Genomic DNA, 24,099 nt, shown 5'->3' with positions numbered 1-24,099 from the left:
GTTGCGCCAAGTTAGAAAAGTAGATCAGTCGACACCCATTTGCGCGCAAACTTCGGCCGCAGCTCCGCGCCGCGCCTGCCGCACACATGCTGCAGACGAAGCCCTTGCCCAATAAACCGAGCACCTCACAAATCCTAGTTCAACGCTCGAGGGTGAAATGAAATCCCATCCCATTAGGGACGAGGCGGTAAACGAGATGACGAGGGCGCTGGGGACGGCATTGATGCACTGGCAACAAATCGAGTTCAAATTATTTCTACTCTACAGAACACTCTGCGGGGGAAGGCATCCCCAATCAAAAATCACAGACACAATCTACGGCGCCATGTCACTGGAGACGAAGATGGTTGCTGTTGCTGCCCTGATAAAACTCAGAGTTTCGGACAAGAAATATATGCAGTCTTGGGACACAGTGGCCAAGGCATTCTTCAAGCAAAAAAAGCTCAGGGATAAAATGGCTCATTGGTCTATTGTAGGAACGCCAGATCAGAAGCGTTCGGGTTATTACTACGCCTTTCTCGCTCCGCCGCTCTCGGACCTTGATAGGATGCTTAAGACTGCCGCCAATCCGGGCAACAGCGAGGCTATTTCGGCGGAAACGCTTTTGCGCCGGTCCCTTGATGACTTCAGCATAGTTACTGCGGCAATAGACCAATTTAGGGACAGCCTTCCGGCGCTCGCTGAATAGCCCCACACGTAGACCTCAACTTAAGCCGCACGTCGTCGGCCCAGCCATCGGCATTGATTTCACGTGGTGGTTGCAGCGAGGATCGCGTCAGACCATCGAAGGTTCCGTCAGTGTGCATTTGATCGTAGCGCCCATCTCTCGCGAGGTGGGCGCTTCGCTTTTACGTTCAGTCTTTCTTTGGTGGAATCGGAGTTGCTGTTAGCATTCGGATCTTCCATTTGCCGTCGGCTCGGCGCGAGGTGACACGCGAAAATCAGGGGGAACTATGATCTTGGTGAGGTCACCGGTGCCTGGCGGCTCCGGCCAAATCCCTTGGCTACCTGCACAGGGCGATCACCGGCCCAGGTCCTTTTTTCGCCAAGTGCGGTGTTGCTCCGGTGAACATAGGCCGGCTTCGACGACATCGCCGAATGGCGCGACGATGCCGCCTACCCAATCGAAGAACTCGCTTTGGCTGAGCTCGGTAACGACATCAGCCAGCAGCCAGATCACTTTGCCTTTGTCGTCGATCCAGTCGTCGAGAAACTCGACGTCGAAACCTTCCTCGATCAGCAGAGCCGTCACCTCGTTCAGGTCATTCGGGTTGTCGATGATGAGCTCGGCGGTCATTCGGTTCAGCATCGGCATTTGCCTTTTGCAAACTCGCGCCACGGTCCTCCTCGAACTCGAGACCTCGAGAGCCGTCCGCTCGAGGATTTGCCCTCACTGCAATTTGGCGCCTGGCGGCGGATGATCCAGATGGACGCGGCCGAGCTCGGTCAGTGTGAATACCGGCTTGCCGTTGCGGAGCTCGCCGGTCCGGCGGATCAGTCCAAGTCGCTCGAGTTCGGCAAAGTTCGGCTGCACCTGGTTGCGGAGCTCGAGGTCGCTGGGTTTGTCGTCAGTCATGTGAATTCCCTTCCGGCTCGAACTCTGGCTCCGGATGCGGCAATCGTTGACGCCCGCGGATCGAACCACAAGCCGCGAGCGTCGCGCACGCCAGACCGCGTTCGGTGAGCATGTTTTTCATGGCGTGAAGGCGACGTATGTCGGCAGGGGTGAAGTCAGAGCGGGGTGTCGTCATCGAAGCGTTCCTTTTATTGAAGACTGGTCACGAAGTGATCGCCGCCGCCTGCCCAACGCGCGCCTGCCTGCCTATCGAGATTGACAAGGAGGTGGCATCGGTAACCCGCTCCGTGAGCAGCCCCGCCGAGCACAAACATCTGCGCGTAGAATCTCTGGCTCAACGACCTGATCAACGCGAAGCCTCTGCGGCCCGAAATACCGGAACACCAGCTTGGCGAATCGGTGCAGAAGCGCTGCGTCGGCCCGAGCTGGGTCCGCAGTGTGTGAACCGAGGCGGCAAACCTTTTCGGATCGAAATTGGCGCTGATCATTGCCCTCCCTCAGAGACACAAGCGGTGGCCCGGACCGCCAGCCCTGTCAGAAGATGAGGATACGGACCGCCTGGCCGTGCGCGGGGCTTTGGGGGCTGAGGCGCACAGTTTCCGCGAATGTATTTGTGAGGCGCTGAGAGGGCCTTTGGCTGCGGATCAAACCACCAAACAGGTTGCGAGTCAACTTAGAGTCAATCTTACGTAGTACGTCCTGCGTACTGAAAAGCGGCAGGGAGGACGGGGTTGCGATCGGTGTCGGCGCTGCCCGACCCGTGGCACCCAGGTTCCCGGCCGACCCGAGTGGATCCATGAAATCAAGCGTGACGGATATCGGTTGAGCGGTCCCCGCGCGTGCGGCTGTTCACCCGAAACGGTCATGACTGGAGTGCGCGCTACCCGCGCATCGTCGAGGCCGCGCCGCGCAATCGGAACAGCTCGTTTGTGATCGACGGCGAGGCGGTGCCGCTCGGTGTCGACGGGATCTCCGACTTCAATGGCCTTCACAGCCGCCGGCACGACTCCGAGGTCGAGTTTTACGCCTTCGACATGCTGGTGAGCGATGGCGAGGATCTGCGCCGACTGCCGCTATCCATGCGTAAGACCAACTTAGCCAGGATACTGGCTCGCCGCGTTGACGGCATCCACCTTGCGCCGTTCGAGCAGGGCGAGATTGGTCCGGAGCTATTCCGGCATGCCTGCTTGATGGGGTTGGAGGGGCTGGTTTTAAAGCACCGAGAGAGCAGCTATCGAGGCGGTCGCTTCGCTCGCTGGATCAAGGTGAAGAACCGGCAGCATCCGGCGTTCAGCCGGGTAATGGAGTCGTTTGGTTGACAGCCCCGCACCGAGCCTTACTCGCCGTGTCTGCTGGCGCTTTGCCGACGCAGGTGTAGGATCAGCGCCTTAAGCTGGAGGGGGCGATGTTTCGACGAAAAGGCAAAGCTGGCGACAGCGTGAAAGAACAACCACCGTGTTGGGATGAAAAGTCGCAAGAGTTGTTTGCACAAAGGGACCGCTTCGACGTTTACATCACGAGCGTTACCAAGCGGACCGGCTTCGGCAAAAGCACCACGCACGACATTGGTGACGATCGCGGCTACGAGATATCCGGGTTGGTGGTGCATCCAAAATAGAGAGCAGAGCTAAACTTCGACGCGAGCGAGGGTGAGTTCGGTGTTTGATTTTACCACACGTATGACCCAACCGGCCGCAACCAAACGGCTACCCTTTCTGGAAATCTGGATCAGCGACCGCGACTACAGAATTCGCGAAGCAATCGCGAGCGCCCATCAGGCTGCCCTCGTCAGCGGGCACAAACGCTCACTTGTCAAATTCTGGAAGCGAAAAGGCGACGGTATTTTCAGAGAGGAATCCGAGGTCGGCTGGTCCTGCGACAGCCGCTATCCATTGGCGGGCATGTTCGTTTGGGAGCGACATGAATCCGTGAACCTTCCGAGATGGGCACTGCCGATGTTAGACGAACGGTTCTCGGCTGAGGGCACGCCGGAATGGTATGAGAAGCCGCCTTAAAGATCGTGGCGCAGTTCCATCACCGCGCGGTGGTAGCTGCTTGTCGCTGTAAAGGTCACGACGGGGGGGCGCAATATGGATTGGACAGTTGTTGTCGTGTTGCTGCTCGCGGGTGGCTTCTTGCTGCGGCGTCAATCGAAGAACACTGAGAAGGCGAAAGCCGCCAACGAGCGGCTGGAGCGGGGATACCCGCCTTTATCGGAACATCAAGGCAGGGATACGGGAGTATCAATTCCGAGAGCGCGAACAGGATTTTTCGCGAGCAAAGGACGGCGAGCTGCTGTTTGAGACCGCCCACCCGTCAGCTTTTGGTGTCGACCACTTCGCAGAAAGCCGCGTCGGTTTCTTTTTCAAAGACACCGAGGAGTTCGGACTCTACGGCTTCTTCGCTGGCAACGATGACGATGTTTACCACAGCTATTACCGCACCGACCGCACCTTCCAAAAAGAAGAAGTGCTGCTGCACGAATGACGTGGATTGAGCAGGGGTCGCGGCCGGTCGTCAAACCTACAGCGTATCGCGGCGGGGCCTCGGTCGACCCAAAAACTTCGGCCGGACGTGGGCGTCGGCCGCACCTGGTGCAGGTGAACTGCTGCTCGATGTCGGACAGGCGGACCTCCTCGGTCCAGCCATCGGCGTTGCTCTCGAAGTGGTGTGAACAGTTGTAATCCCTGCAGTAGATCAGCACGTCACGGACGCCGGATTCACGCATCTCGCCGAAGGTGATTTTGACGAAGTAGGGCACGGTGCGGCGTGAATTTCGCGCTCAATTCGGCAGTGTACGCGCTGTTGACGGCATGTTGACTGTGGGAAATTGAAATTTGAAACGTAAAACAAAATTGGCTCGCAAGTCATTGATTTTATTGGTGCGGGCGGTGGGACTCGAACCCACACGACGTTGCCATCGAGGGATTTTAAGTCCCTTGCGTCTACCAATTCCGCCACGTCCGCTTCAGTCAGAAGATCAGGTACTTAGCGCGTTTGCCGGCGAAGTGGAAATGGGATAATCCGCCCCGGAAACGCGCCCTTCGTTTAAGGGAGCGCGCGGGCATTGGCAAAGCCTCAATGCGGACACCTCGGTCTTGCTTTTGGGGCATCTCAACGTTGTCAAACCTTCCACGGAGTTCAGTCCAGGCAGGTGGCGTGGTCAAAATGCCGCAGAATTGAATTCAATCTTGACGTGTTAAAAAATTAAGCGATACCTTTTTACGTGTCTCATTCCAAAAGTCGGCGCGGTCGGCACCTTCGTTGCCAAGCAGTAGTTGCCCGGTCGGAATAATTGCAATGCGCAGACGCTCGTCACTGCGTTCGATTGAATGGGTTCGGGTGGTCGAGCCTGAACGGACGTTTGGAAGCCGCATTCGGGGTTTTCTCTTCGACACGGTACCCAAGACGTTTGGATTTGAGCTGAAATCTGTACGGGAGAAGCGAGTATCGCCGCTCAGAAATGCAGCACTGCAGAACGCGCCTGTCGTAGCCGCGGCATCTGCAGAAGATGAGGCTCGACAACTATTGCATGCAGCAGCCGAAATCGAACACGCCCTGCTGATTGAGTATCTTTATGCAGCGTTTTCGCTGCAATCCAATCCGAGAAAGACGTTGATCCGGATTGCAGTGCAAGAGATGTCGCACTTGCTGGCCGTGCAGAACTTGCTGCTTTTCCTTGGAGCCGGTCCATATTTCGAACGCCAGGACATCTCGCCTGATCCTGACATCGATCCATTCCCGTTCGGGTTACGAAGTTTCCGTCAGAAGGAGACGGTCGAGCGGTTCGTACTGGCGGAGATGCCCGTTCTGGAAACTCTTGGCGTTGGCGATCAAAAAATCATCGACGAAATCCGAGGCAGGATTGATCCTCAATCGACCTTCAACAGGGTCGGCGTGCTCTATGGACGAATCTACTGGCTGTTTCAAACAGACGCAGCGCCGGAAGGGCCCTGGACAGATGTGAGCAATATGGCCGATATCGGTCCGCTGCCGCAGTGGCACATCGGCAGTTTTCAGGGCGAAGCGACATTTGCATCGACACAAGCTTCGACAGACGAAAAGGGGGTGCGCGCGAACGGCAACGACAAGCAAATCTGGTGGCAAGATCAATCCGCCGGCGGCGCGTTTGCGACGATCGACTCGCGGTCGGCGGCCCTAAAGCTGATTTACGATATCGCAGTTCAGGGAGAAGGGTTGGCGGCTGGCGGCGCGAGTTCGCACTTCGGAATCTTCTTCAACGCTCTGAAGTCACATGACGAACTTGAACCTGATGACTTCTTTGCCGTTCCGGAAAACCCCAGCACGGTCGCTGGGGCAGAACTCACCGACATCTCCGATCCCGTGGCACTCGCATTGTGCGCGCTATTGAACGACCGGTACCAGATCATGTTGGTCGCCTTGACGGCCGCTTTCCATCTCAAGCGCACGGATGAGGCCGAAAACCGGCGACGTCAGGAACTTGTATTCTGGGCGTTTTACGAGATGAAATCCGCAATCACGAACCTGGTTCGTGAGATTGTCGTTCGCCCCTGTAAGGCTGGCGGCAGTCCCAATGACCTTTGCGCCGGTCCGACATTTGAACTAGGCGGTATCGATCTCACAGGCAACATCAACGCGCTGGAGCAGGAGTGTCGGGCACTCCATATCCACGCACGGCAATCGATTGAGGTTCTAAAAGGCCTTGGCTTTGGCGTCGGCGAGGATGTTGTCTCCAAAATCGAAGCCACGGATCGTGGCCGATACCCTGATATTTGAAATCCCGATATTTGAGGAGGATTGAATGGCGAAAGAGCTCAGGATTTACCCGCGCATCGGTATCGCGCGACTCGGCAACCACCCCGATTCGTTTTTTCTCAGTCCCGAAGTCGCCGATATCGGCCCGCTCGAGCTGACGGCTGATGGTTCAATCACTGCCGTTACGGCGCATCGCGCCGACGGTCAAGTCCGGCGGCAGGGGGCTCGCTTCCGGGTTTATGAAGTCGACAGCGATGCCTCCGGCGCCATTACCCAATTCCGCGAGATCACGGCCGACGAGGCTGAAATTGAATGGCACGTCGAACTCGCCAATCAGAAAGCGGCTGCCGGAAGGTTCCGCTCGGAGGATACGCCCGAAGACGACGACATCAAGCGTAATCCGGGGGTTGATTCCGACAAGCTGATTATCCGGCCCCAGTTTCCGGGTATCGCCGGCAAGGACCAGTTTGCTGCAGCGACCAACGCCGGGCAATTCAAGGGCCAGGACGTTTATCTTGGCGAACTGCGCACCGACGGGAAGGGACGTCTCATCGTGCTCGGCGGGCGAGGCCAATCGGCCAGTGTCCCGGCGGGTAAGCCGATCGGCGACGAAGTCAATCCGAGCGGCAACGACTTTGCCAATAACGAATTCTGGCACGATGACGTCTCGGATGGTCCCGTGTCGGCAACGGTAAAGCTTCCAGGAATGCCGGCGATAGAATTGAAGGATGCATGGGTGATCGTGGCGCCACCGGATTTTGCGCCTTATACGCTCGGCGTGGTGACGCTCTATGACGTTGCTTACGACGCTGCCGTGCGGAATGGTCATCTTGCGGCGTCGGCTGAGCCGTCGTTCAAGCGCGACATCCTGCCGATCTTGAAGGCGGTGTCGAATTATCGCTGGGTTTCGAATTTTTCATTCTGGGAAACCTTCCCGATGAACTGGAGCGAACTTGGATCGAAGGCGAATAATGCGCTTCGCCAGGAAGCGCGGAGCAAGCTGGACCAGGTCGCCGGAGGATTGATCGCTAATCTTTCGTTCACGAGAACACAAAGGAGGTGGCTCAATCTGTGGAGGGATGGAACATTCGTCGAGGATTTTGCAGCGGCCGATGTGCCAGGATCGATCAACCCGGAAGGTCTGGACCGTGCAAGCCTGACGCAAGGCGTGGGGGGTGGATTTTTCCCTGGCATCGAGGCAGGCATCATCACGACCTACACGGAGCTTTACCAGGCGCCATTCCGGATAACCCGTGAGCCGTTTGAACATGATGGCCGCGCTTGGGCGCCGTCGCCGGGATTTCTGACGCGCAATATGGCCTGCCCCTGGCAGGCCGACTTCTGGGAATGCAAATGGCAAGGGCCTGATTCGATCTGGTGGCCTGCGCAGCGGCCATTGCACGTAAGGCGGAGTGAAAATCAGGCGACTAAAATCGAATGGGACCGAGGGATCGGTGCGCATCGGGATCTGGTCGAGCATGCGATGGATCTGGGCTTCATTTCGAAGCGCATCGCTGGCAATGACGGGGTATTTGAAACCGAGCGTGCGTTGATCGAGGTGTGAACGCGGCGGTGTTCGATTTTGCCGTCGTTGGTGGCGGACCAGCAGGACTCGCGGCCTGCACGCTTCTGGCTGCTGGTGGCGCCCGCGTGCTGCTGGTCGATGCAGCGAAAGCGGCTGGTTTCAAGGCTGGAGAATTTATTCAGCCGAAAGTCAAATCGTTCCTCGGTCAACTCGCAATCCTGCCCGACGGATGGGCCGGTGTGCATCTGCCGGTTCATGGCTTCGTGAACGGCTGGGCGTCCAACGCGCCGCAGGAAACCGATTTCATCTTCGATCCGAATGGGCATGCGCTGTCGCTGGACCGGCGACTGTTCGAGGAGCAATTGCTTGCCGCAGCCAGGAACCGCGGGGTTGAAACACGACTCGGATGGACAGCGAGGGACATACAACAGGCTGGCAATTCGGGTTGGCGGCTATTTCTGCAGACCGGCAACGATACGGTACGCTGTGATGCGCGATATCTCGTGCTGGCGACAGGCAGGTCCAACATTCCTTTGCTGCGTATCGATCGGAGGAAATTTGATCGATTGACGTTCGTCGCCGTTCGGCTGCCCATACCGGTAGCAGACACCCGGCCATTCATCGAATGCTTCGATCGAGGTTGGGTCTATGCGACGCCCGTACCGGGGAACGCCTGGATCATCTATGTCTTTTTCGACATTCAGCTTGGCCTTCCGTTTCGCCGTTCGCTCGGTTCATTGCGGGAAGAATTGAAGGACTGTTCGCGGCTGTCGAAATTTCTCGACGAGATTCCGGAAGGCCAGAGCGACAAACTCGAATGGTTTTCGGGGACCGCTCATTCCGGGCTGGCAGACAAGACGATCGGGCCGGATTGGTGTCTCCTCGGCGACCTCGCGGAATCGCGCGATCCCTTATCGGCTTCCGGAATTTTCAGTTCTGTTCGCGATGCGTCCCGGATGGCTGAGTGCTTGCTATCCGGCCGGTTGGCTGACAAAGCGCATCAAGAAAGAGATGCTGAGCGTGCGCAGTTGTTCGCCGACTACCTCAGCAACCGTCACCGCTATTATGCAGAAGAAACCCGCTGGAGCGGGTTGCCCTTTTGGTCCGGGAAGGGCGGGTTTGTCGGTGACAGCCCTTAGGTACTCGCCACCGGTCATCCGCTTATACCTCAGAAGATCAGATACTTAGCGCGTTTGTCGGCGAAGTGGAAATGGGATAATCCGCCCCGGAAACGCGCCTTTCCATATGGGGAACGCGAGGCCGGACGCAAAGCCTCAATGCGGACATCTGGTCCTGCTTTAGGCAATCTCAACGTTGTAGGCTTATGAAGGTCCGATGCCCGTATCCTCGTCCCATTGCCGGCGAATTTCGCGTGCCGTAGGCGTGTTGGCGCTGCTCGCGGCAGGGGCAGGGCTCTCCGGCTGTGCCAGCGTGGGCGACAACGTGTCGACGGCTTTTGCCGATCCCGCCAAATACGACCTCTATGAATGCAAGCAGCTCGAGACGGAACGCGTCAAGATTGCCGGGCGCAAGGCGGAACTGCAGGGTCTGATGGCGAAGGCTGAGACCGGCGTCGGCGGCTCTGTCGTGTCGGAGCTTGCCTATCGCAACGAACTCATTGCGACCCAGGGACAATCGAAATTCGCCGAGGAGGCCTGGCGGCGCAACAAATGCCAGGAGTCGCCGCCGGAGTCCAAACCTGCCGCGAGCGCGGCGGCGGCGCCGCCTGCGCCATCCGCAGGCGTCAGGGGATCCCGTCCATCGTCGCGATGACGCGCCCTGCGGAAGTCCTCCCGCGCCATGTGTCGCGTCAGACGTTCACGCCCGCCAGTCGTAAATCCAGTCCTGCCGCGCCAGCATTCGCCTTGGACCGAGCGACTTGATCGCAAGATCGCGCGCGAGCGCCAGCGGTCCTGTCAGATGATAGATTTGACCTGACCGCCGCGCGGCGCGCTGAACCCTTAAGACGCGGTCGCGGCGCTGCCTTCCGTAGCGCTTCAGGGCCGCCGGGATGCCGGCGGTATTGTCGCCGGAGCTATCGCTCAAGGCTTTCGCCAGCACCGCGGCGTCCTCGATCGCCATTCCCGCGCCTTGCGCGGCGAACGGCAGCATCGCATGCGCGGCATCGCCAAGCAGCGCGATCGCGCCGTCACTCCAGTCGCCGATATCGGGCACCGTGAACAGCGCCCATCGCCGCCATTCTTCGACGGCGCCGATCAGCATTCGCGCGGTCGCCGGCCATTGCTGCGAGAACGCCGCCTTGACTTCATTAGCCTCGCCCGGTGCGCTCCAGCCCGGCCTGTTCCACGTCCCCGGCACGATGGCGACGACATTGATGTGCCGTCCGCCCGAGATCGGATAGGCGACGAGATGCGCTCTTGGTCCCATCCAGAGTTGCACCCGGGGCGAAGTATATTCGCGCGGCAGCGCCGTCGCATCGAGCGTGCCGCGCCAGGCGATCAGACCGGAGAATTGCGGCTGGACCTCCGGGAACAAATGATGCCGGACCGCCGACCAGATGCCGTCGGCGCCGATCAGCGCCACCGCCAGTTCCTGTTGCCGCGCATTGCCGCGGCGCTGCACGACCGTCAGTCCCTTAGCGTGCGCGGTGACATCCTCGAACTGGCAGCCAAGCCGCAATTCGATGTCGGGACTGTGGTCGACCTGGGCCTGCAGCGCCGCCTGCAGGTCGGCGCGATGCACCACCCAATAGGGCGCGCCGGCACGAAAATTCGCGGCCTCACCGAGCGGCAGGCGGGCGATCTCGCCGCCGTCCCGGGCACTCATGATGTTGATGGATTGGGGTGTCACGGCGCGCGGCGCGAGCCGCGGCTGCAGACCGAGTTCAACCAGGACGCGGCTGGCGTTGGGCGACAGCTGCAGGCCGGCGCCAGCTTCCTCCAGCCGCTCGGCCTTTTCCAGAACGACGATGCGAAAGCCTTGCTTTGCGAGCGCCAGCGCCGCGGTCAGTCCTCCGATCCCGGCACCAGCGACAACGATGGTGCGCGTAACCGCCACGGCGGACCTGTCAGGCGACTTTGTCTTTCAGCACGCATTCCGGGGGGCGCGCTTCGCCGGCTTTGAGATCGGCGGCAAACCGGTACAGCGTCGAGCAATAGGGGCAGATGATCTCGTTGTCGTTGCCGAGATCGAGGAATACATGCGGATGGTCGAACGGCGGATTGGCGCCCACGCACATGAATTCCTGCGAGCCGATCTCGATTACCGAGACGCCGGCGTCGTTGTGAAAGTGCGGGACGACATGATCGGACATCTTGTTTCACCTTGGATAGCAATGACGGACGGACGCAACCAACGCGATGCGGCGGCCCGAAATGCCGCGCACCATACTGACGGGTTCCGTTGATTCCTAGAGCCCAGATTCTTGAAGGTCGCCGCCGCACATTTGCTCATGCAAATTCGACACAATCTTGTCGTCCCAGAGAAGCCCTTCTTTCGTCGGGGACGTTGTGTCGCAAATGCGGCACATTATGTTGAGGGCAGCGAAAACCCAGGTTTTGCAGGATGAAGCGGGCAGGGCTCAGTTTGGCGGTGGCGGGCATGGCGGCAACTATCGCCGTGGGTGCGGCGCTATGGCCACACGCGCGCGACGCTTTTGCGATCCTGGCGGCGCAGGACGAGCCGTCCGAATTGGCCGATCTGAGGATCAATTCTGCCCTGCGGAACAACCCGGCGCTGGTTGCAGAAAATATCGAGGCCGCGCTGGCGGCAGGCGATGCCGATCTTGCCGGCAGCTTTGCCGAACTTGCGCGCGACAAGAACATCGCCATTGGCGAAGAGCTGTCGCAGCGCGTAAACGAGGCCGTCACGGACGCGGACTCAACCTCGCATTTTGCTAAACGTTTCGCGGTCGGTCTCATCACCGGCAACGCCGAGGATGTCGCGAGCCTGTCGGGCACGGTGGCCGGCGATCTCTTCGTGTTCGGCGATATCCGCGACGTGGTGCGCGAGAGCAAGCATCTGGCGATGGGCGAGGATACCGATCATCTGGTGCTGGGACTTGCAACAGTGGGCCTGGCGGTGACGGCGGCGACCTATGTGTCGGTCGGTGGCGCGCTACCGGTGCGTGCCGGGCTGACCATGGTCAAGGATGCCCGCAAGGTCGGGCGCCTCGGCGAGGGGCTGATGCTATGGGCCGGCCGCTCGGCGCGCGAGGTCGTCGATGGGCCGATGCTGCAGAAGGCGGTCGCCTCCGGCTCGGTGCTGCGGCCAGGCCAGACCGTCAGCGCGATCAAGGCGGCGTTCCGCGCCGAGAAGGCCGGTGCGCTGGTCCGGCTGGCCAAGGACGTCGGCCGCATCGGAGAGAAGGCCGGTACGCGCGGCGCGCTCGACACGCTGCGCATCGCCGAGGGCCCGAAGGATATCGCGCGCGCCGCACGGCTCGCGGAATCCAAGGGTGGCCAGACCCGGGCGATCCTGAAACTGTTCGGCCGCGGCGCACTGCTGCTGGCGGCCGGCGCATTCAATCTGTCGCTGTGGGTATTCAGTGCGCTGCTGGCGCTGTTCGGCTTCCTGTCGTCGATCAAGGCAATCACCGAGCGCGCCACCATGGCGTATCTGCGCCGCAAGAAGGCGAGACGGCAGCGAGAGCAGGCGGCGGCGTTACTTCCCGGTCCGGCTCTGGCGGGCGCCGCCACCTGCGGCTAGAGTTGCGATCGTTTTTCGATCGCGCAATTTGAACTCCCCAAAAAACGGAATTAGCGATGCCGAGTTTTCACAACGGCGATGTCGAAATTGCCTATCTCGACGAAGGCGAGGGCGATCCGATCGTTCTCGTACACGGCTTTGCCTCGAGCAAGAACGTGAACTGGGTCTATCCGACCTGGGTGTCCGAACTGAAGAAAGCCGGGCGCCGCGTGATCGCGCTCGACAACCGCGGTCATGGCGATTCCGGCAAGCTGTACGACGCCGCGAGCTACGAGATCGCGATCATGGCCGGCGACGTCATCGCGCTGCTGGATCATTTGGCAATCGAGCGGGCCGACGTGATGGGCTATTCGCTGGGATCGCGGATGACGGCGGTGATGGCGCTCAGCCAGCCGCAGCGGCTGCGCTCGGCCATCCTGGGCGGCATCGGGATTGGGATGATCACGGGCGGCGGCCCCGGCGAAAACGTAGCCCTCGCACTCGAGGCGCCGTCGCTGGACGACGTGACCGACCCGGTCGGGCGGACGTTTCGCGCTTTTGCCGACCAGACCCGTTCCGACCGCCGCGCGCTGGCGGCCTGCCTGCGCGGCTCGCGGCGCCTGATGACGCGGGATGAAGCCGCCGCTATAAGGGTGCCCGTGCTGATCGCGGTTGGCACCTCAGACGAAATCGCAGGCTCGGCGCAGGCGCTGGGCGAGATCATTCCGGACGCCGAGGTGCTGGATATTCCGAACCGCGATCACATGCGCGCGGTCGGCGACAAGGTCTACAAGGCCGGCGTCATCGATTTCCTCTCACGGCGAAGCTGAGCCTTCGCGTGGGTCCTCGCCGAAAAATTGCCGCGCCGCTGCGATCAGCACCACGAAGGTCGCGACCCACGCCATGCGCGCGCCATAGCGGTCATGCGGGCCTGATATCACGGCGCAGATAAAGGCGTTGCCAAGCACCGCCAATGTAACGGTTCCTGCGAGGAGCGTGAGATCATCGAACGGACGCCGCCGCAGGCCGCGGCCGAACACGATTACGGCCAGCAGCATCGAGACAAGCGCCACCGGAACGTGGAGACGGTTGATGGCGGCGAAGTCGAGCCGCCAGCGCTGCTGGTTCGCGGCGCGCATCGCCTTGACCTGCGTTGGGATATAACGCTCGATGATCCCGTAGGTGTGGCCGATCCATTCATTGGTGCCTTCGCCGGTCGCGACATGGACCAGTTGCCGCGCGGTTCCGGTGACCGCCGCCTCGATCTGCCGTGCCGGATATTCGGCCAGCGAACGCAGCACGATGAAGCTCATCTCGTCGCCCAGGCCCTTGAAGCGGCCAAGCGTGTTGAACATGCTGTTGCCCCACAGAAATTGATCGGCCGTTGCAGGCAACTGGTCGCGATAGGGACAGAGCTTCAACTGCTGCTGCGGACAATGCTCCTTCAGGTAACGCGCGACGATGCCGTCCTGCAGCATGCGTCCGAAGGCGACGCCGTAGCCGCCGGGCGTCCACGCCACTTTCCCAGACAGCGCGAAATTCGCCGCCAGCAGCATCGCCGCGCCGGCGACGAGGGTGAGGCTGCCCTGCATCAGTCCGGAAACTGTCATCCGTCCGCGCGAAAACGGACGCACGATCCACCCTACACAACACAGCCCGAGCAGCACTGCCAGCGTGGCGCTGTGCGAGGCCACGGCGAACGCCGTCAGCGCGAACAGCGAACATTTTTCGATTGTCGAGGTCCGCTCGCCCAGCGCGACCAGGATGAAGAGCGACAGCACCGACAGGCCGGCGTAGAGGTCGGTCAGCAGCGTGCTCGCGAGCCACGGCAGCGCGGTGGCCACGGCCAGCACTAGGCTCATTGCGAGCAGCCGCAAGGGCTGGGCGATTTCGAATGCGCGCAGCGTCAGCTGCAGGATCCACAATGTTGCCAGCGCCTGGATTCCGAGATTGATCCAGAACGCGGAGTCTTCGCCGAAATGCAGATAGAGGCCGAACACCGTGGAGCGGCTTGGCACGAGATAGCCTTCATACCAGCGCGCCAGATAGCCGCCGGTATCCTATTGGAGCAGCGGGTAGCCGTTCCACAGGGCAGGGGCGAGCAACATCAGGGGGATGACGATGGTGGCGGCCCAGACCAGCCGTGAATCGGCCGTCCGCGCGCGCAAAATCTGCGTATTGATGTGACTTCCCCCCAATTTCGGCCAGCTTGCCCGGAATGGCCGGGGGGCCGAAATTCACCAATAGTCGGACCTTACCCGGCTTGATTTCCTGAAATCGCCAACCACTTTGAACTGACTCTATTCGATCCTGGGGCGTTCGGCGGGGGTTTACTCTGCCGGAGCCTGCCCCGGGACAGCCATCACTCCGCCGTGCTATAACGCCAGGCGAAACAAGCCGAGAGAAACCCCAATGGCAGTGCATCAGGTCAGTCCGCAGGGCTCGAAGCTGGCCGCGCTCGATCCGATCTGGGATCGCGTGCGGAACGAGGCGGAAGACATCGTTCGCCGCGAGCCGGAACTGGCGTCCTTTATCTACTCGACCGTGCTGCATCACGAGCGGCTGGAAGATGCGGTGATCCACCGCCTGGCCGAGCGGCTCGATCATTCGGCGCTGTCGGGCGATCTGATCCGCCAGACCTACGACGAGGCGCTGCGCGACGAGCCCGATTTCGGCAATGCGTTCCGCGCCGATCTGGTCGCGGTCTATGACCGCGATCCTGCGACGTCGCGCTTCATCGATCCCTTGCTTTACTTCAAGGGCTTCCACGCGCTGCAGACTCACCGGCTGGCGCACTGGCTGTACAAGCGAGGGCGCAAGGATTTCGCCTATTACCTGCAGAGCCGGGCGTCCGCGGTGTTCCAGACCGACATCAACCCGGCGGCGACCATCGGCCGCGGAATCTTCCTCGATCACGCCACCGGTTTCGTCTGCGGTGAGACCGCTGTCATCGAGGACGACGTTTCGATCCTGCACGGTGTCACGCTCGGCGGCACCGGCAAGGAGAACGAGGATCGTCATCCCAAGATTCGCCACGGCGTGCTGATCGGGGCCGGCGCGAAAATTCTCGGCAATATCGAGATCGGTCACTGCGCGCGCATCGCCGCAGGCTCGGTGGTGGTCAAACCGGTACCGCATAACGTCACCGTCGCGGGTGTTCCGGCCAAGATCGTTGGCGAGGCCGGCTGCGCCGAGCCGTCGCGCACCATGGACCAGATGCTCAACGCGATCGGGATCTGATTTTCAAGCACTTTCTGACCTGTCGATCTCGTGAAGATACGGCTGGCGGTCTGCGCCGTCTCGGCCTAAAACTCCCCGGAAACCTCAAAATATCCGATTGGAGACCGCCGTGGACGTTCAGGAAGTCAGGAAGCTCGACGCCTATCTCAAGCGCGTATTCGGCAACCAGAAAATTCGCGTGGTGCCGCGCCCGAAAAAGGATGATTCCGCCGAGGTCTATATCGGTGAGGAGTTCATCGGCGTCCTGTTCGTCGACGACGAAGACGACGATCGTTCCTTCCAGTTCCAGATGGCGATCCTCGAGGAAGACCTGGTCGATCAGGGCTGATTTCGGAGAATGCGTAGGATGGGTAGAGCGAAGCGAAACCCATCGCCGCACCGGCACTCGCTGTGATGGGTTTCGCTTCGCTCTACCCATCCTACGAAGTCAGCAAAGCCGGCGTTTGCGCCGCTATCCCTTCGGCCCCTGCAATTGCGCCGTCAAACGGTTCATCGCATTGGCGACGTCGCGCCATTGCGATAGCCAGCTCCGCGGAAATCTGAATGTAAGGTCGGCGCCGTCGACACGGCGCTCGCTCAGGCACATTCCGGGCGTCACCCCGTCGCGCGTGCAGCGCGCGCTGAGGCTTGGCGCGCTGGCGGTGAAGAGATCCTCGTTGGCATAGGGTGAGCCGTCGCGAAACGCGCGCATCGTAAGTCCGTCGTCGATCGGCGTTGCGGCCTGCTCCAGATAGCGCGGATAGATGGTGCGGACCCGGACGTCGGGCGCCAGTGTGTCGTGGTGCGCCGAGATCGACAGGAAGATCCGGTCGATCGGCTGCACCTTCTCTTCGACCGTGTCGGCGCTGATGTGCTTCGGTAGCTCGGGCGCTTCGAGCGAAGGGAATGTGAAGTTGAGATCGACGCGTTCCTGTGGACCGGAATGGCGCTGGATTTTCCTGCGGATCGCCGACGTCGGCACGTTGAAGAGGGTGCCGCCCACGCTGACCGGTAACCGCGACGGCGCATTGGCTGCACCATTGCCCCAGGTCGGCCACAAGAGATAGGCCACCAGCCCGATTGCGCCGGCGGTGATGGTCGCCGCCACCACGATCAGGAGCATGTGCGAGCGCGGGTCTTTTCGCGTGTCGCGGGCGATGTGCTGGGCCGTCGAAAGCAATGTCATGAAAGAAGTATCGGTCGAGTTCGAGGCTGAGGCCGAATCACCCGGCGAATATGCCACGGGCGGCGGGATTTCCGTATGATTTCACCGGCATCGGGCAAGCGCGAGCCATGCGCAAACGGGATTGTGGCCTTCAGCTGTTAACCTTTCCTTAAGGATGCTGTGGCGGCGGGTCCCCGATTTTGCGAAAGCAGGTCGCGGTTTGCTCTGTAGCGGATGTGTTCCATGTCGCCCGATGCGTTGAATTCCCTGTTTTCCCTTTGCATCGGTTTTGCGCTCGCAGGCGCGTTGACCAGCGGCTACCAGGCCATGGCGGCGCGGCCCGCCGGTTTCGGGCTGCTCGGGGCTGGCGTGGCGCCGAAGACGTTCGCCGCGGTTCCGTTCCTGGTTTTTGCCGCCCCCTTCATCATCATGCGTAATACGCTGCGCGGCGCCAGGATCGAGCGCCGCCGCTTCGAATTCGTGATGATGGCGACCGTGCTCGCGGGCTTCTGGAGCCTGATGTCCGGCACGTTCTTCCTGATGACGCTGCGGGCCGCAGGTCTGTTCGCTTAGCGCCCTGTTCGCCTAGAGCCTGTTCGCCTGAGGCGTATCCGGCCCTTTGCTTGATCATGCGCTGGCGGCTGTGCCAAGGTCTCTACAAACGGAGACCTGATCATCATGGCGATCTACGAACTTGACGGGCAGGGGCCCGATCTTCCCGCGGACGGAAACTATTTCATCGCCGATACCGCCACCGTCATCGGCAAGGTGCGTCTGAAGAATGGGGCCAGCGTGTGGTTCGGCGCGGTGCTCCGCGGCGACAATGAGTGGATCGAGATCGGCGAAGGCTCCAACGTGCAGGACAATTCGACCTGCCACACCGACCCCGGCTTTCCGCTGACGATCGGGAAAGACTGCACCGTCGGCCACAACGTCATCCTGCACGGCTGCACGCTCGAGGATGGCGCGCTGGTCGGGATGGGCTCGATCGTGATGAACGGCGCGAAGATCGGCCGCGGCAGTGTCGTCGGCGCGGGATCCGTTATTACTGAGGGCAAGGAATTTCCCGAGCTTTCCCTGATCATCGGATCGCCCGCGCGCGTGATCCGCACGCTTTCGCCCGAGCAGGCGACCGCGATGGGACGTGCGGCGAAGTCCTACGCCATCAACGGGCCGCGCTTCAAAAAGGGTTTGAAGAAGATCGGCTGAACACAGCGTCAGGTATCTTCGGATTCGCTTGCCTCGGCCGCGCCGGCAATTTGTTCGTGGCCGGCTGCCCAGAGCGCATGCTGTTCGCTGCCGTCCTGATATGGATTGGCTTCGGCCGGGATATTCGCGCGCGCGGCGCGCTGACCCTGCTCGAACGGATCGGGATCGTCGTCACGATGTTGCCTTCCGGGCTTTTGATTTCTTCTGTTTTGGAATTTTTTCAGTTTTGGCGCTGGAAAGTCTTGCGCTCTTGCGAAGTGCGTCCTTGAGATCGATCGGGATGCCGTGCTTCTTCAAAACGTCAGCAAAGGCTTCATCGGCCAGTTCCTGAATCGTCGCCATCCGGTCGCGTCCAAGCTGGGTCAGCTTGTCGAACGTGTCGTCGTCGAAAGCGATCAGTTTGCGCAAGCGTCCTCGGCTCCGGCAACGTGGCGGATACGTTTGCATAATGGTCCGCGCCCGAAATCGTTCCGGCCGAACAAGCCTGTTTCGCCGTCGTTGAACCAAAAAGGAGTTCTCGATGACCAAACCAACCGCACCATCCAACAGGAAAACAGGACTATCGACCGCAAGGTAAAAAGCATCTGCCGGGGCTGCTGGAACGTTGCACGTTGCCGGTCGCGCAGAAGTGAGACAACGAGCCGCGCGATTGCTGAGAGCCCGTCCTAGATTTGTGGTGGGAAGCAGAATGTTTTCCACTCGCTTGCAGCGAGTTCTCAGCAGGAGAATGTGTGATGTTGCACAAAACGATGATCGCCTTGTTCGCGGCCGCGTCGGTCGCCATGCTGGTGCCGGACACAGCTTCGGCCCGCGGCGGCTTCGGTGGCGGAGGGTTTCGCGGTGGCGGCGGCTTCCATGGCGGTGGCTTCCAGGGCGGCGGTTTCCGGGGCGGCGCTATTGGCATAGGCGGCGGTGGGTTTCGCGCTGCGGCGATCGGCGGTGGTTTCCGTACGGCGGCGCTTCCCGTAGCGGCTGGATTTCGCGGCGGCAACTTTGCCGGATTCCGCGGCGGCTACCATCACGGCTTCCGGCATCGTGGATTTCCCCTTGCCGCTGCAGCCGTCGTCGGCGCCGGCCTCGGCTACGGGCTCTACGGACCGTACGGCTATTACAACGGCTATGATGACGGTTACCCGTATTACGCCATTACGGCTACGATTACGGCGATGGCGGCTGCTACGTCGTTCAGCAGCGCGTGCTGACCCCCTATGGCTGGCGCCTCCAGCCGGTTCAGGTTTGCAACTAATCCCGGCCTGGCGGGTTATCGGGATGATTTTCGCGGCCCCGGTGTTTTAATCACCGAGGTCGCGTTTGGTTTGATGGTACGTCGCTTGCATCACCTTGGGGATGCTGAACATGCTCTCAGTCCCGGCTTTGACGTTGGTGCTCCTGGGTGTCGTTGTCAGTCTGGGAGCGGCCGTCGTCTGGATACTCTGGGAAATCGAGCAGACGGTATCCAGGCCGCATCGCAACAGCGATCGCGTCGGATAGGCCGTCTGTTGGAATAGCGCGCAGCCATTTGCTGCGCGCCATTTTTCACGTCTGTGGTTTGCCCGCAGGTATTCTTAGAGTTTTGACGCGTTTTCTACCGCAGATAAGTCTACGCAATCTGCGTAAACCAGATTGCTATGCGAACCGGTGTCCACTTCGCTCGAAAACGCTCTAGCTAGCTCAGCACGCCGTATTTCTTGAACCAGGCCTGCATCTGCGCCCACGCGTCGTCGGCAGCTTCCTTGCGATAGCTGGCACGGTAGTCGGCGTGGAAGCCATGCGGGGCGCCCGGATAAATCTTGAACTCGGCGGTCTTCTTGTTCGCCGCCAGGGCGGCCTTCAGGGCTTCCACGGTGGCGACGGGAATGCCGCTATCGGCTTCACCATAGAGACCCAGCACCGGCGCCTTCATCTCGGGCGCGAGCTGCGTCGGGCTCTTCGGCCAGAGCGGGTTCGGCGGATCGACCGGCGGGCCGTAAAACGCGGCGCCCGCCTTCAGCGTGGGACTATGGGCGGCGTATTCCCAGACCGTCCGCCCGCCGCGGCAGAACCCGATGATGCCGAGCCGCGAAGTATCGCCGCCCTGCGACTTTGCCCATGCCACCGTGCTGTCGAGGTCGGACAGCAACTCAGCATCCGGTTTCGAATTCACGATCGGCAGCAGTTGCGGGATGTCGGTGACCTTGGTGAGATCGGTGCCCTTGCGGAAATAATAATCCGGCGCCACCGCGAGCACGCCGAGCTTGGCGAGGCGCCGCGTCACGTCCTTGATGTATTCGTGCAGCCCGAAAATCTCCATCGCCACCAGCACGACCGGCGGATTGGCGGCGCCTTCGGGACGGGCGAAATAGCCGGGCATCTCGCCGTCGGTCACCTTGATCCGGGCATCGCCGGCGTTGAGGCCGTTGGTGTCGGTCTTGATGATGTCGGCCCGCACCGGCCCGGCGGCGAGCGTGTAGCCGGCCGTGACGGCGGCCGTCGCGGTCATAAAGCCGCGGCGGGAAAACGGCGCCACTTTTGTCAGTCCGATGGCATCCTGGGTCAGCAGGGTTTCGGCGCTCATGGGGGATCTCCGTGCATGGCGTCTTCCGATGTAAGGGGCATCCCTTCGCATACCGAAAACGCATCAAAAACAAACGAGTAGGGCGCGGCTCTCATGTATCAGAACCGCTCGGGCTCAAGGGAGGCGCATTCAGCAAACAATGCCGGCCAAAGGCAAATCACCTGCCTGCGAGGTTCGATTTGATCGTGGGTTTCGGAAGCGCCGGGGCGAGGGATGAATGGGGGTAAAAAAACAAGGCCGTCGACGCAGTATACCGTCAACGACCTTGCCAGCCCCGGATATTGAAATCGGCTCACGCCATCCGGTGAACTGCAGCATGCAGGAGATTCCCGCGGCCATATGTGAAGCAGTTCACACTCGGAACACAAAATTGGCAGGAAGGCGGGTTTTTGGTGGCATGCGGCCGGGCATGACGGACCAGGCTAAACGCGTCACGGCTTTGCGGGACGGTCCTGGACCGCGTCCGGGACGGGCGTCAGCCGTTCGACCTGCCGCGCTTGAGGGCGCTCTTGTTCGCGCGCGGCTTTGCCGCGTTGGATTTCCTGACCGACCGTTTGCGGGTAGAGGGCGCGGCGGCCGGTTCGGCTGCCTGCGCGCTCGCGAACGATTGCCGCAAGCCGTCGATCGATTCCGTCAGGGTGCCGACCTGTTCGGAGAGCTTTCTGGTATCGGCCTGCTGCGCGGCTAGCAGGCGGCGCACCGTCAGCAATTGATCCTGGACCACCTGGAGCTGATCGATCGATTCCTGCTGGGTGGCTTCGAGGCCCTTGGTTTTCTCGACCAGCTGCTCGGACGCCTGCGCGGTACGCGCCTGCAATTGCCTGACCGCAACGACGCGGTCGGTTTCGGGCGCGGTGCCGGTATAGGCGCGCCACAGCGTGATCGAACCTATTCCAAGCACGACGATGACGAGGGCCGCAGCGCCGATCGCGATCGGCTGGCCACTGATGCGCGCGAGCGCACTGGTGTTCCGGGGAGCGGGTTCGATCATGAGACTCAAAATCCGGACGTAATTTCAATGCCCTCGATTACCACAGGCTTGGCGGCGCCGAAACCCGGGATTCACCTAATCGAGACGGGATTCCGGGTAAAACACTAACAATTCCGGGCTTTTGCCCTGCAAAATGGCTTGGATGGCCAGCGCGGCCTGCACACGCTCTACGACGGTCCTTGCAGACGCGCGCGGACAAATTGCCCCGCCTTCGCCAGGGCGTGGCGACCATCCGCCAATCTCGCATTCCAGACCGGCCACGCGTGGATCATGTGCGGCCAGATTTCGAGGCTCACCTCGACGTTTTCAGATCCGGCGGCGGCCGCCAGCCGTGTAGCGTCCGCCAGCAGCGTTTCCGCCGAGCCGACCTGGATCAGGAGCGGCGGAAAGCCGGCTAGATCCGCAAATAACGGCGAGATCAGGGGATCCCGGCGATCGAGCGGCGGCGGCGCATAGGCGTCCGCGAGTTCGATGAGATAGGCCCGGTGGATCAGCGGGTCGACCGCATCCTTGGTGTCGAGCGTGGTGCCCGACATCGTGAGGTCGGTCCAGGGCGAGACCAGCCATGCGCAGCCGGGCAGTTGCTCGCCGGCCGCGCGCAACCGGCCGATCAGCCCGAGCGCGAGATTACCGCCGGCGCTGTCGCCACCGACGGCGATGTTTGCCGCCGGCAGGCCTTGCTTGCGCAGGAAGCGCCACGCCGTCAGCGCGTCCTCATGGGCGGCCGGGTAGGGATGCTCGGGCGCGCGCCGGTAGTCGATGGCGAGCGTGCGCAAGTGCGCCGCGCGCCCGGCTTCCGTCACCATGCGGCGATGGCTCAGTATCGAACCGGAGCAATACCCACCGCCGTGAAAATACAGCAGCACGCGCGACGGGTCGCTGCCTGGCGCGAGCGTCCACTCGCCGGGCACGCCATCGCAGTCGACGGCGTCACATTTCACATCAGATGCGATCGGCCAGGTCGATCCGACTTCGTCCAAACGCTGGCGCCGTTCCGACCAGCCGACCGGTCGCGGTTTCGAGCCCAGCAATGCGCGGATGGCGTCGATCTCGTTGTGGGGCACGGTTGGTTCCTCCGAAGCGCGCCATCATCTCACAGCTGGCGCAGCACAAAAAGTTGCGGCATGCCTTGGGCGAGGGCGATCGTAGATCACTTGAAAAGCCGTTCCACGACGCGCAATCTTGCCGGCACCTCTCCTGGGTCCGACGTTGCCCGATGGCCGGCATCCATCATGATCAGGAATGGAATCTATCTGGCGACCACAAGGTTTCAGGACGGCGTGGACGCCTACAACCGACACGTGATGGTGCTGCGCGACGGCACGATGCGTGGGGGCGGTGGATTTTATTATACCGTCGGCAACTACACCTGCTCCGACGGAAGGTGGAAGGGTGAAATGACCAGCCGGGAGCATTCGCCGATTGCCGGTACGTTTCCCTGGGCAGGAAAGGAAATCAGCATCGGATTTTCCGGAACCTATTCCGAGGAAGGTGCTGAGTTCGACGCCACGGCATTGGCTGGCAAGCGAAGCTTTCGATTCAAATCGATCTACCGGCTGCTTCATGCCGATTGAACGCGAGCTACTTCCTGAAATCAAATGCGGGCGAAGCGTCCTCAATCCCCCAAAAAAGTTGCGGCCAGCCTTTGGGGGAAGGCTGGCCGCGCGCGAACCGGTCTGGGACGGGGAGGGGTGGGGATGTGACCGGGTCGCGGGTTCGTAAATTCCTGTTTCGTTAGCGATCGCGAGAACTGGCGGTGGCGACCGCGGGGCGGTTGTCACCGAGCGACACCCACAGATTAGGATCGCTCTGCGACTGACGCTTGACGAAGCGGTAGCCGGTCTCCGTCCAGGCGAGGACGCTTTCGTTCTGGTTGTCGAGCACGAATTCGCCCTTGTCGGTCTTGACCGTCAGCACTGCGTGGCCTTCGCCCTTCTTGTCGCGCACCACCGTGATCAGCAGCGCCTCGCGCGGCCAGCCGGCGTCGATCAGCATCTTGCGCTTCAACAGCACGTAGTCCTCGCAGTCGCCGTAGCCGTCCGTCGGCAACGACCATTTCTCGATCACACCCCAATGATCCATGTCGGTGATCGGCTTGATGGTCTCGTTGACCCACTTGTTGACTCTCAGCAAATCTCGCCATGCCGTCTGCGACAGCACGATGTCCCGCGGCTGTGATGCGCCGCCGCGGCAGTCGCCGGGATTCTCGGCGCAGAATTCAACCCAGCCGATCGGCGAACGCGTGGTATCGCCAAGGCTGGCATAGAGCGCGTCGCCGGCTTTCGCCTGATAACTCGTAGAGACGCTCATCCCCAGCAGGATGGCGGCAACCGCCAATCCTTTCCCCTGTCCCCTGAACAACATTGTGGCCCCCGTTTCTTGTTGGGACCATGTTTCGCACAAATGATTTGCGCCGCCGCTAAGTCAGCCAAGTACATTTGACGTGAATACAAGTAAAAACTGCGGCGAATTCGAT

Annotated in this window: 28 protein-coding genes, 1 tRNA gene and 1 pseudogene; 17 read left to right on the top strand and 13 right to left on the bottom strand. The window is 61.1% G+C overall.

All coding sequences use genetic code 11. The features are described 5' to 3' along the window. The first annotated feature begins 157 nt into the window (after positions 1 to 157). Positions 158 to 688, top strand: coding sequence for a hypothetical protein (locus JQ575_RS27190; protein ID WP_212036185.1), 531 nt, complete (start codon positions 158 to 160; stop codon positions 686 to 688). A gap of 333 nt (positions 689 to 1,021) precedes the next feature. On the opposite strand, the gene JQ575_RS27185 is transcribed toward JQ575_RS27190, so the two are convergent. The 3 genes from JQ575_RS27185 to JQ575_RS27175 all read right to left on the bottom strand — a co-directional run bounded on the left by JQ575_RS27185 (position 1,022) and on the right by JQ575_RS27175 (position 1,751). Then, positions 1,022 to 1,315 carry a hypothetical protein gene (locus tag JQ575_RS27185; RefSeq protein ID WP_212036184.1) on the bottom strand — a complete coding sequence of 98 codons (294 nt, stop codon included), beginning with the start codon at positions 1,313 to 1,315 and terminating at the stop codon, positions 1,022 to 1,024. A 75-nt stretch (positions 1,316 to 1,390) separates the two neighbouring features. Then, positions 1,391 to 1,576, bottom strand: coding sequence for a hypothetical protein (locus tag JQ575_RS27180; RefSeq protein ID WP_212036183.1), 186 nt, complete (start codon positions 1,574 to 1,576; stop codon positions 1,391 to 1,393). Then, positions 1,569 to 1,751, bottom strand: a complete 183-nt coding sequence (locus tag JQ575_RS27175; RefSeq protein ID WP_212036182.1) for a hypothetical protein — start codon at positions 1,749 to 1,751, stop codon at positions 1,569 to 1,571. Before JQ575_RS27175 ends, JQ575_RS27180 begins: the two co-directional genes overlap by 8 nt. A 664-nt stretch (positions 1,752 to 2,415) precedes the next feature. On the opposite strand from JQ575_RS27175, the gene JQ575_RS27170 reads away from it, so the two are divergent. From JQ575_RS27170 to JQ575_RS27155, 4 genes are all read left to right on the top strand, one after another. Next, on the top strand, positions 2,416 to 2,895 hold the full coding sequence (locus JQ575_RS27170; RefSeq protein ID WP_312016035.1) for an RNA ligase family protein: 480 nt from the start codon (positions 2,416 to 2,418) through the stop codon (positions 2,893 to 2,895). A gap of 86 nt (positions 2,896 to 2,981) precedes the next feature. Next, on the top strand, positions 2,982 to 3,194 hold the full coding sequence (locus tag JQ575_RS27165) for a hypothetical protein (RefSeq protein WP_212036181.1): 213 nt from the start codon (positions 2,982 to 2,984) through the stop codon (positions 3,192 to 3,194). A 40-nt stretch (positions 3,195 to 3,234) separates the two neighbouring features. After that, positions 3,235 to 3,591, top strand: a complete 357-nt coding sequence (locus JQ575_RS27160; RefSeq protein ID WP_212036180.1) for a hypothetical protein — start codon at positions 3,235 to 3,237, stop codon at positions 3,589 to 3,591. A gap of 88 nt (positions 3,592 to 3,679) precedes the next feature. After that, on the top strand, positions 3,680 to 4,063 hold the full coding sequence (locus JQ575_RS27155) for a hypothetical protein (RefSeq protein ID WP_212036179.1): 384 nt from the start codon (positions 3,680 to 3,682) through the stop codon (positions 4,061 to 4,063). A gap of 393 nt (positions 4,064 to 4,456) precedes the next feature. Here JQ575_RS27155 and JQ575_RS27150 read toward each other — a convergent pair. Beyond that, positions 4,457 to 4,543: transfer RNA gene (locus JQ575_RS27150), tRNA-Leu, on the bottom strand. 333 nt (positions 4,544 to 4,876) lie between these two features. On the opposite strand from JQ575_RS27150, the gene JQ575_RS27145 reads away from it, so the two are divergent. The 4 genes from JQ575_RS27145 (at position 4,877) to JQ575_RS27130 (ending at position 9,611) form a co-directional block, all read left to right on the top strand. Then, positions 4,877 to 6,334, top strand: coding sequence for a ferritin-like domain-containing protein (locus JQ575_RS27145; protein WP_212036178.1), 1,458 nt, complete (start codon positions 4,877 to 4,879; stop codon positions 6,332 to 6,334). Positions 6,335 to 6,359: 25 nt separating this feature from the next. Next, positions 6,360 to 7,877: a LodA/GoxA family CTQ-dependent oxidase gene (locus tag JQ575_RS27140; RefSeq protein WP_212036177.1), complete on the top strand. Its 1,518-nt coding sequence runs from the start codon at positions 6,360 to 6,362 to the stop codon at positions 7,875 to 7,877. Next, entirely contained in the window at positions 7,874 to 8,977 is a 1,104-nt protein-coding gene (locus JQ575_RS27135; protein WP_212036176.1) for an NAD(P)-binding protein, read from the top strand. Before JQ575_RS27140 ends, JQ575_RS27135 begins: the two co-directional genes overlap by 4 nt. 196 nt (positions 8,978 to 9,173) lie before the next feature. Then, entirely contained in the window at positions 9,174 to 9,611 is a 438-nt protein-coding gene (locus JQ575_RS27130; protein ID WP_212036175.1) for a twin-arginine translocation pathway signal, read from the top strand. Positions 9,612 to 9,656: 45 nt separating this feature from the next. Here JQ575_RS27130 and JQ575_RS27125 read toward each other — a convergent pair whose 3' ends face one another. Both JQ575_RS27125 and JQ575_RS27120 read right to left on the bottom strand, forming a co-directional pair. Beyond that, positions 9,657 to 10,856 carry an FAD-dependent monooxygenase gene (locus JQ575_RS27125; RefSeq protein ID WP_212036174.1) on the bottom strand — a complete coding sequence of 400 codons (1,200 nt, stop codon included), beginning with the start codon at positions 10,854 to 10,856 and terminating at the stop codon, positions 9,657 to 9,659. A gap of 10 nt (positions 10,857 to 10,866) precedes the next feature. Then, a complete protein-coding gene (locus JQ575_RS27120; protein WP_192734038.1) occupies positions 10,867 to 11,112 on the bottom strand; it encodes a zinc-finger domain-containing protein in 246 nt (81 codons plus the stop codon). Between the two features lie 251 nt (positions 11,113 to 11,363). Between JQ575_RS27120 and JQ575_RS27115 the strand changes: the two genes are divergently transcribed. Then, positions 11,364 to 12,506, top strand: coding sequence for a hypothetical protein (locus JQ575_RS27115; RefSeq protein WP_212036173.1), 1,143 nt, complete (start codon positions 11,364 to 11,366; stop codon positions 12,504 to 12,506). A gap of 56 nt (positions 12,507 to 12,562) precedes the next feature. Beyond that, complete coding sequence (locus tag JQ575_RS27110) at positions 12,563 to 13,315, top strand: alpha/beta fold hydrolase (protein ID WP_212036172.1); 753 nt, start codon at positions 12,563 to 12,565, stop codon at positions 13,313 to 13,315. Here JQ575_RS27110 and JQ575_RS27105 read toward each other — a convergent pair. Next, positions 13,301 to 14,683: pseudogene (locus JQ575_RS27105) on the bottom strand (hypothetical protein). The gene JQ575_RS27110 and the pseudogene JQ575_RS27105 overlap by 15 nt on opposite strands. 214 nt (positions 14,684 to 14,897) lie before the next feature. Here JQ575_RS27105 and cysE point away from each other — a divergent pair. Together cysE and JQ575_RS27095 are read left to right on the top strand one after the other, a co-directional pair. After that, entirely contained in the window at positions 14,898 to 15,725 is an 828-nt protein-coding gene (gene cysE / locus JQ575_RS27100; protein WP_212036171.1) for a serine O-acetyltransferase, read from the top strand. Between the two features lie 109 nt (positions 15,726 to 15,834). Beyond that, on the top strand, positions 15,835 to 16,053 hold the full coding sequence (locus JQ575_RS27095; RefSeq protein WP_192734033.1) for a DUF3126 family protein: 219 nt from the start codon (positions 15,835 to 15,837) through the stop codon (positions 16,051 to 16,053). 123 nt (positions 16,054 to 16,176) lie between these two features. Here the strand turns inward: JQ575_RS27095 and JQ575_RS27090 are convergent, their stop codons facing one another. After that, the gene (locus tag JQ575_RS27090) at positions 16,177 to 16,890 is read right to left on the bottom strand and encodes a hypothetical protein (protein ID WP_212036170.1); all 714 of its coding nucleotides are present in this window, start codon (positions 16,888 to 16,890) and stop codon (positions 16,177 to 16,179) included. Between the two features lie 222 nt (positions 16,891 to 17,112). Between JQ575_RS27090 and JQ575_RS27085 the strand changes: the two genes are divergently transcribed. After that, the gene (locus tag JQ575_RS27085; protein ID WP_212036169.1) at positions 17,113 to 17,442 is read left to right on the top strand and encodes a DUF6949 family protein; all 330 of its coding nucleotides are present in this window, start codon (positions 17,113 to 17,115) and stop codon (positions 17,440 to 17,442) included. A 105-nt stretch (positions 17,443 to 17,547) separates the two neighbouring features. Then, entirely contained in the window at positions 17,548 to 18,078 is a 531-nt protein-coding gene (locus JQ575_RS27080; protein WP_212036168.1) for a gamma carbonic anhydrase family protein, read from the top strand. Positions 18,079 to 18,249: 171 nt separating this feature from the next. Here JQ575_RS27080 and JQ575_RS46580 read toward each other — a convergent pair whose 3' ends face one another. Beyond that, positions 18,250 to 18,777 (bottom strand): hypothetical protein, encoded by a 528-nt coding sequence (locus tag JQ575_RS46580; RefSeq protein ID WP_409364826.1) that lies wholly within the window; start codon positions 18,775 to 18,777, stop codon positions 18,250 to 18,252. A 35-nt stretch (positions 18,778 to 18,812) separates the two neighbouring features. Between JQ575_RS46580 and JQ575_RS27070 the strand changes: the two genes are divergently transcribed. Next, positions 18,813 to 19,280 (top strand): hypothetical protein, encoded by a 468-nt coding sequence (locus JQ575_RS27070; protein WP_312016034.1) that lies wholly within the window; start codon positions 18,813 to 18,815, stop codon positions 19,278 to 19,280. 464 nt (positions 19,281 to 19,744) lie between these two features. On the opposite strand, the gene JQ575_RS27065 is transcribed toward JQ575_RS27070, so the two are convergent. From JQ575_RS27065 to JQ575_RS27055, 3 genes are all read right to left on the bottom strand, one after another. Next, positions 19,745 to 20,632 (bottom strand): dienelactone hydrolase family protein, encoded by an 888-nt coding sequence (locus JQ575_RS27065; protein ID WP_212036167.1) that lies wholly within the window; start codon positions 20,630 to 20,632, stop codon positions 19,745 to 19,747. 475 nt (positions 20,633 to 21,107) lie between these two features. Next, positions 21,108 to 21,623 carry a hypothetical protein gene (locus tag JQ575_RS27060; protein WP_212036166.1) on the bottom strand — a complete coding sequence of 172 codons (516 nt, stop codon included), beginning with the start codon at positions 21,621 to 21,623 and terminating at the stop codon, positions 21,108 to 21,110. Positions 21,624 to 21,790: 167 nt separating this feature from the next. Then, positions 21,791 to 22,687, bottom strand: coding sequence for an alpha/beta hydrolase (locus tag JQ575_RS27055; RefSeq protein ID WP_212036165.1), 897 nt, complete (start codon positions 22,685 to 22,687; stop codon positions 21,791 to 21,793). A 168-nt stretch (positions 22,688 to 22,855) separates the two neighbouring features. Here JQ575_RS27055 and JQ575_RS27050 point away from each other — a divergent pair, with 168 nt between their 5' ends. Further along, positions 22,856 to 23,197: a hypothetical protein gene (locus JQ575_RS27050; RefSeq protein ID WP_212036164.1), complete on the top strand. Its 342-nt coding sequence runs from the start codon at positions 22,856 to 22,858 to the stop codon at positions 23,195 to 23,197. Between the two features lie 160 nt (positions 23,198 to 23,357). Here JQ575_RS27050 and JQ575_RS27045 read toward each other — a convergent pair whose 3' ends face one another. Then, positions 23,358 to 23,987 (bottom strand): transglutaminase-like cysteine peptidase, encoded by a 630-nt coding sequence (locus JQ575_RS27045; RefSeq protein ID WP_212036163.1) that lies wholly within the window; start codon positions 23,985 to 23,987, stop codon positions 23,358 to 23,360. Positions 23,988 to 24,099 lie beyond the last annotated feature (112 nt).

This window comes from Bradyrhizobium sp. JYMT SZCCT0428 (assembly GCF_018131075.1).
Lineage (GTDB): Bacteria > Pseudomonadota > Alphaproteobacteria > Rhizobiales > Xanthobacteraceae > Bradyrhizobium.
This window is presented reverse-complemented; position numbering and strand designations above follow the sequence as displayed.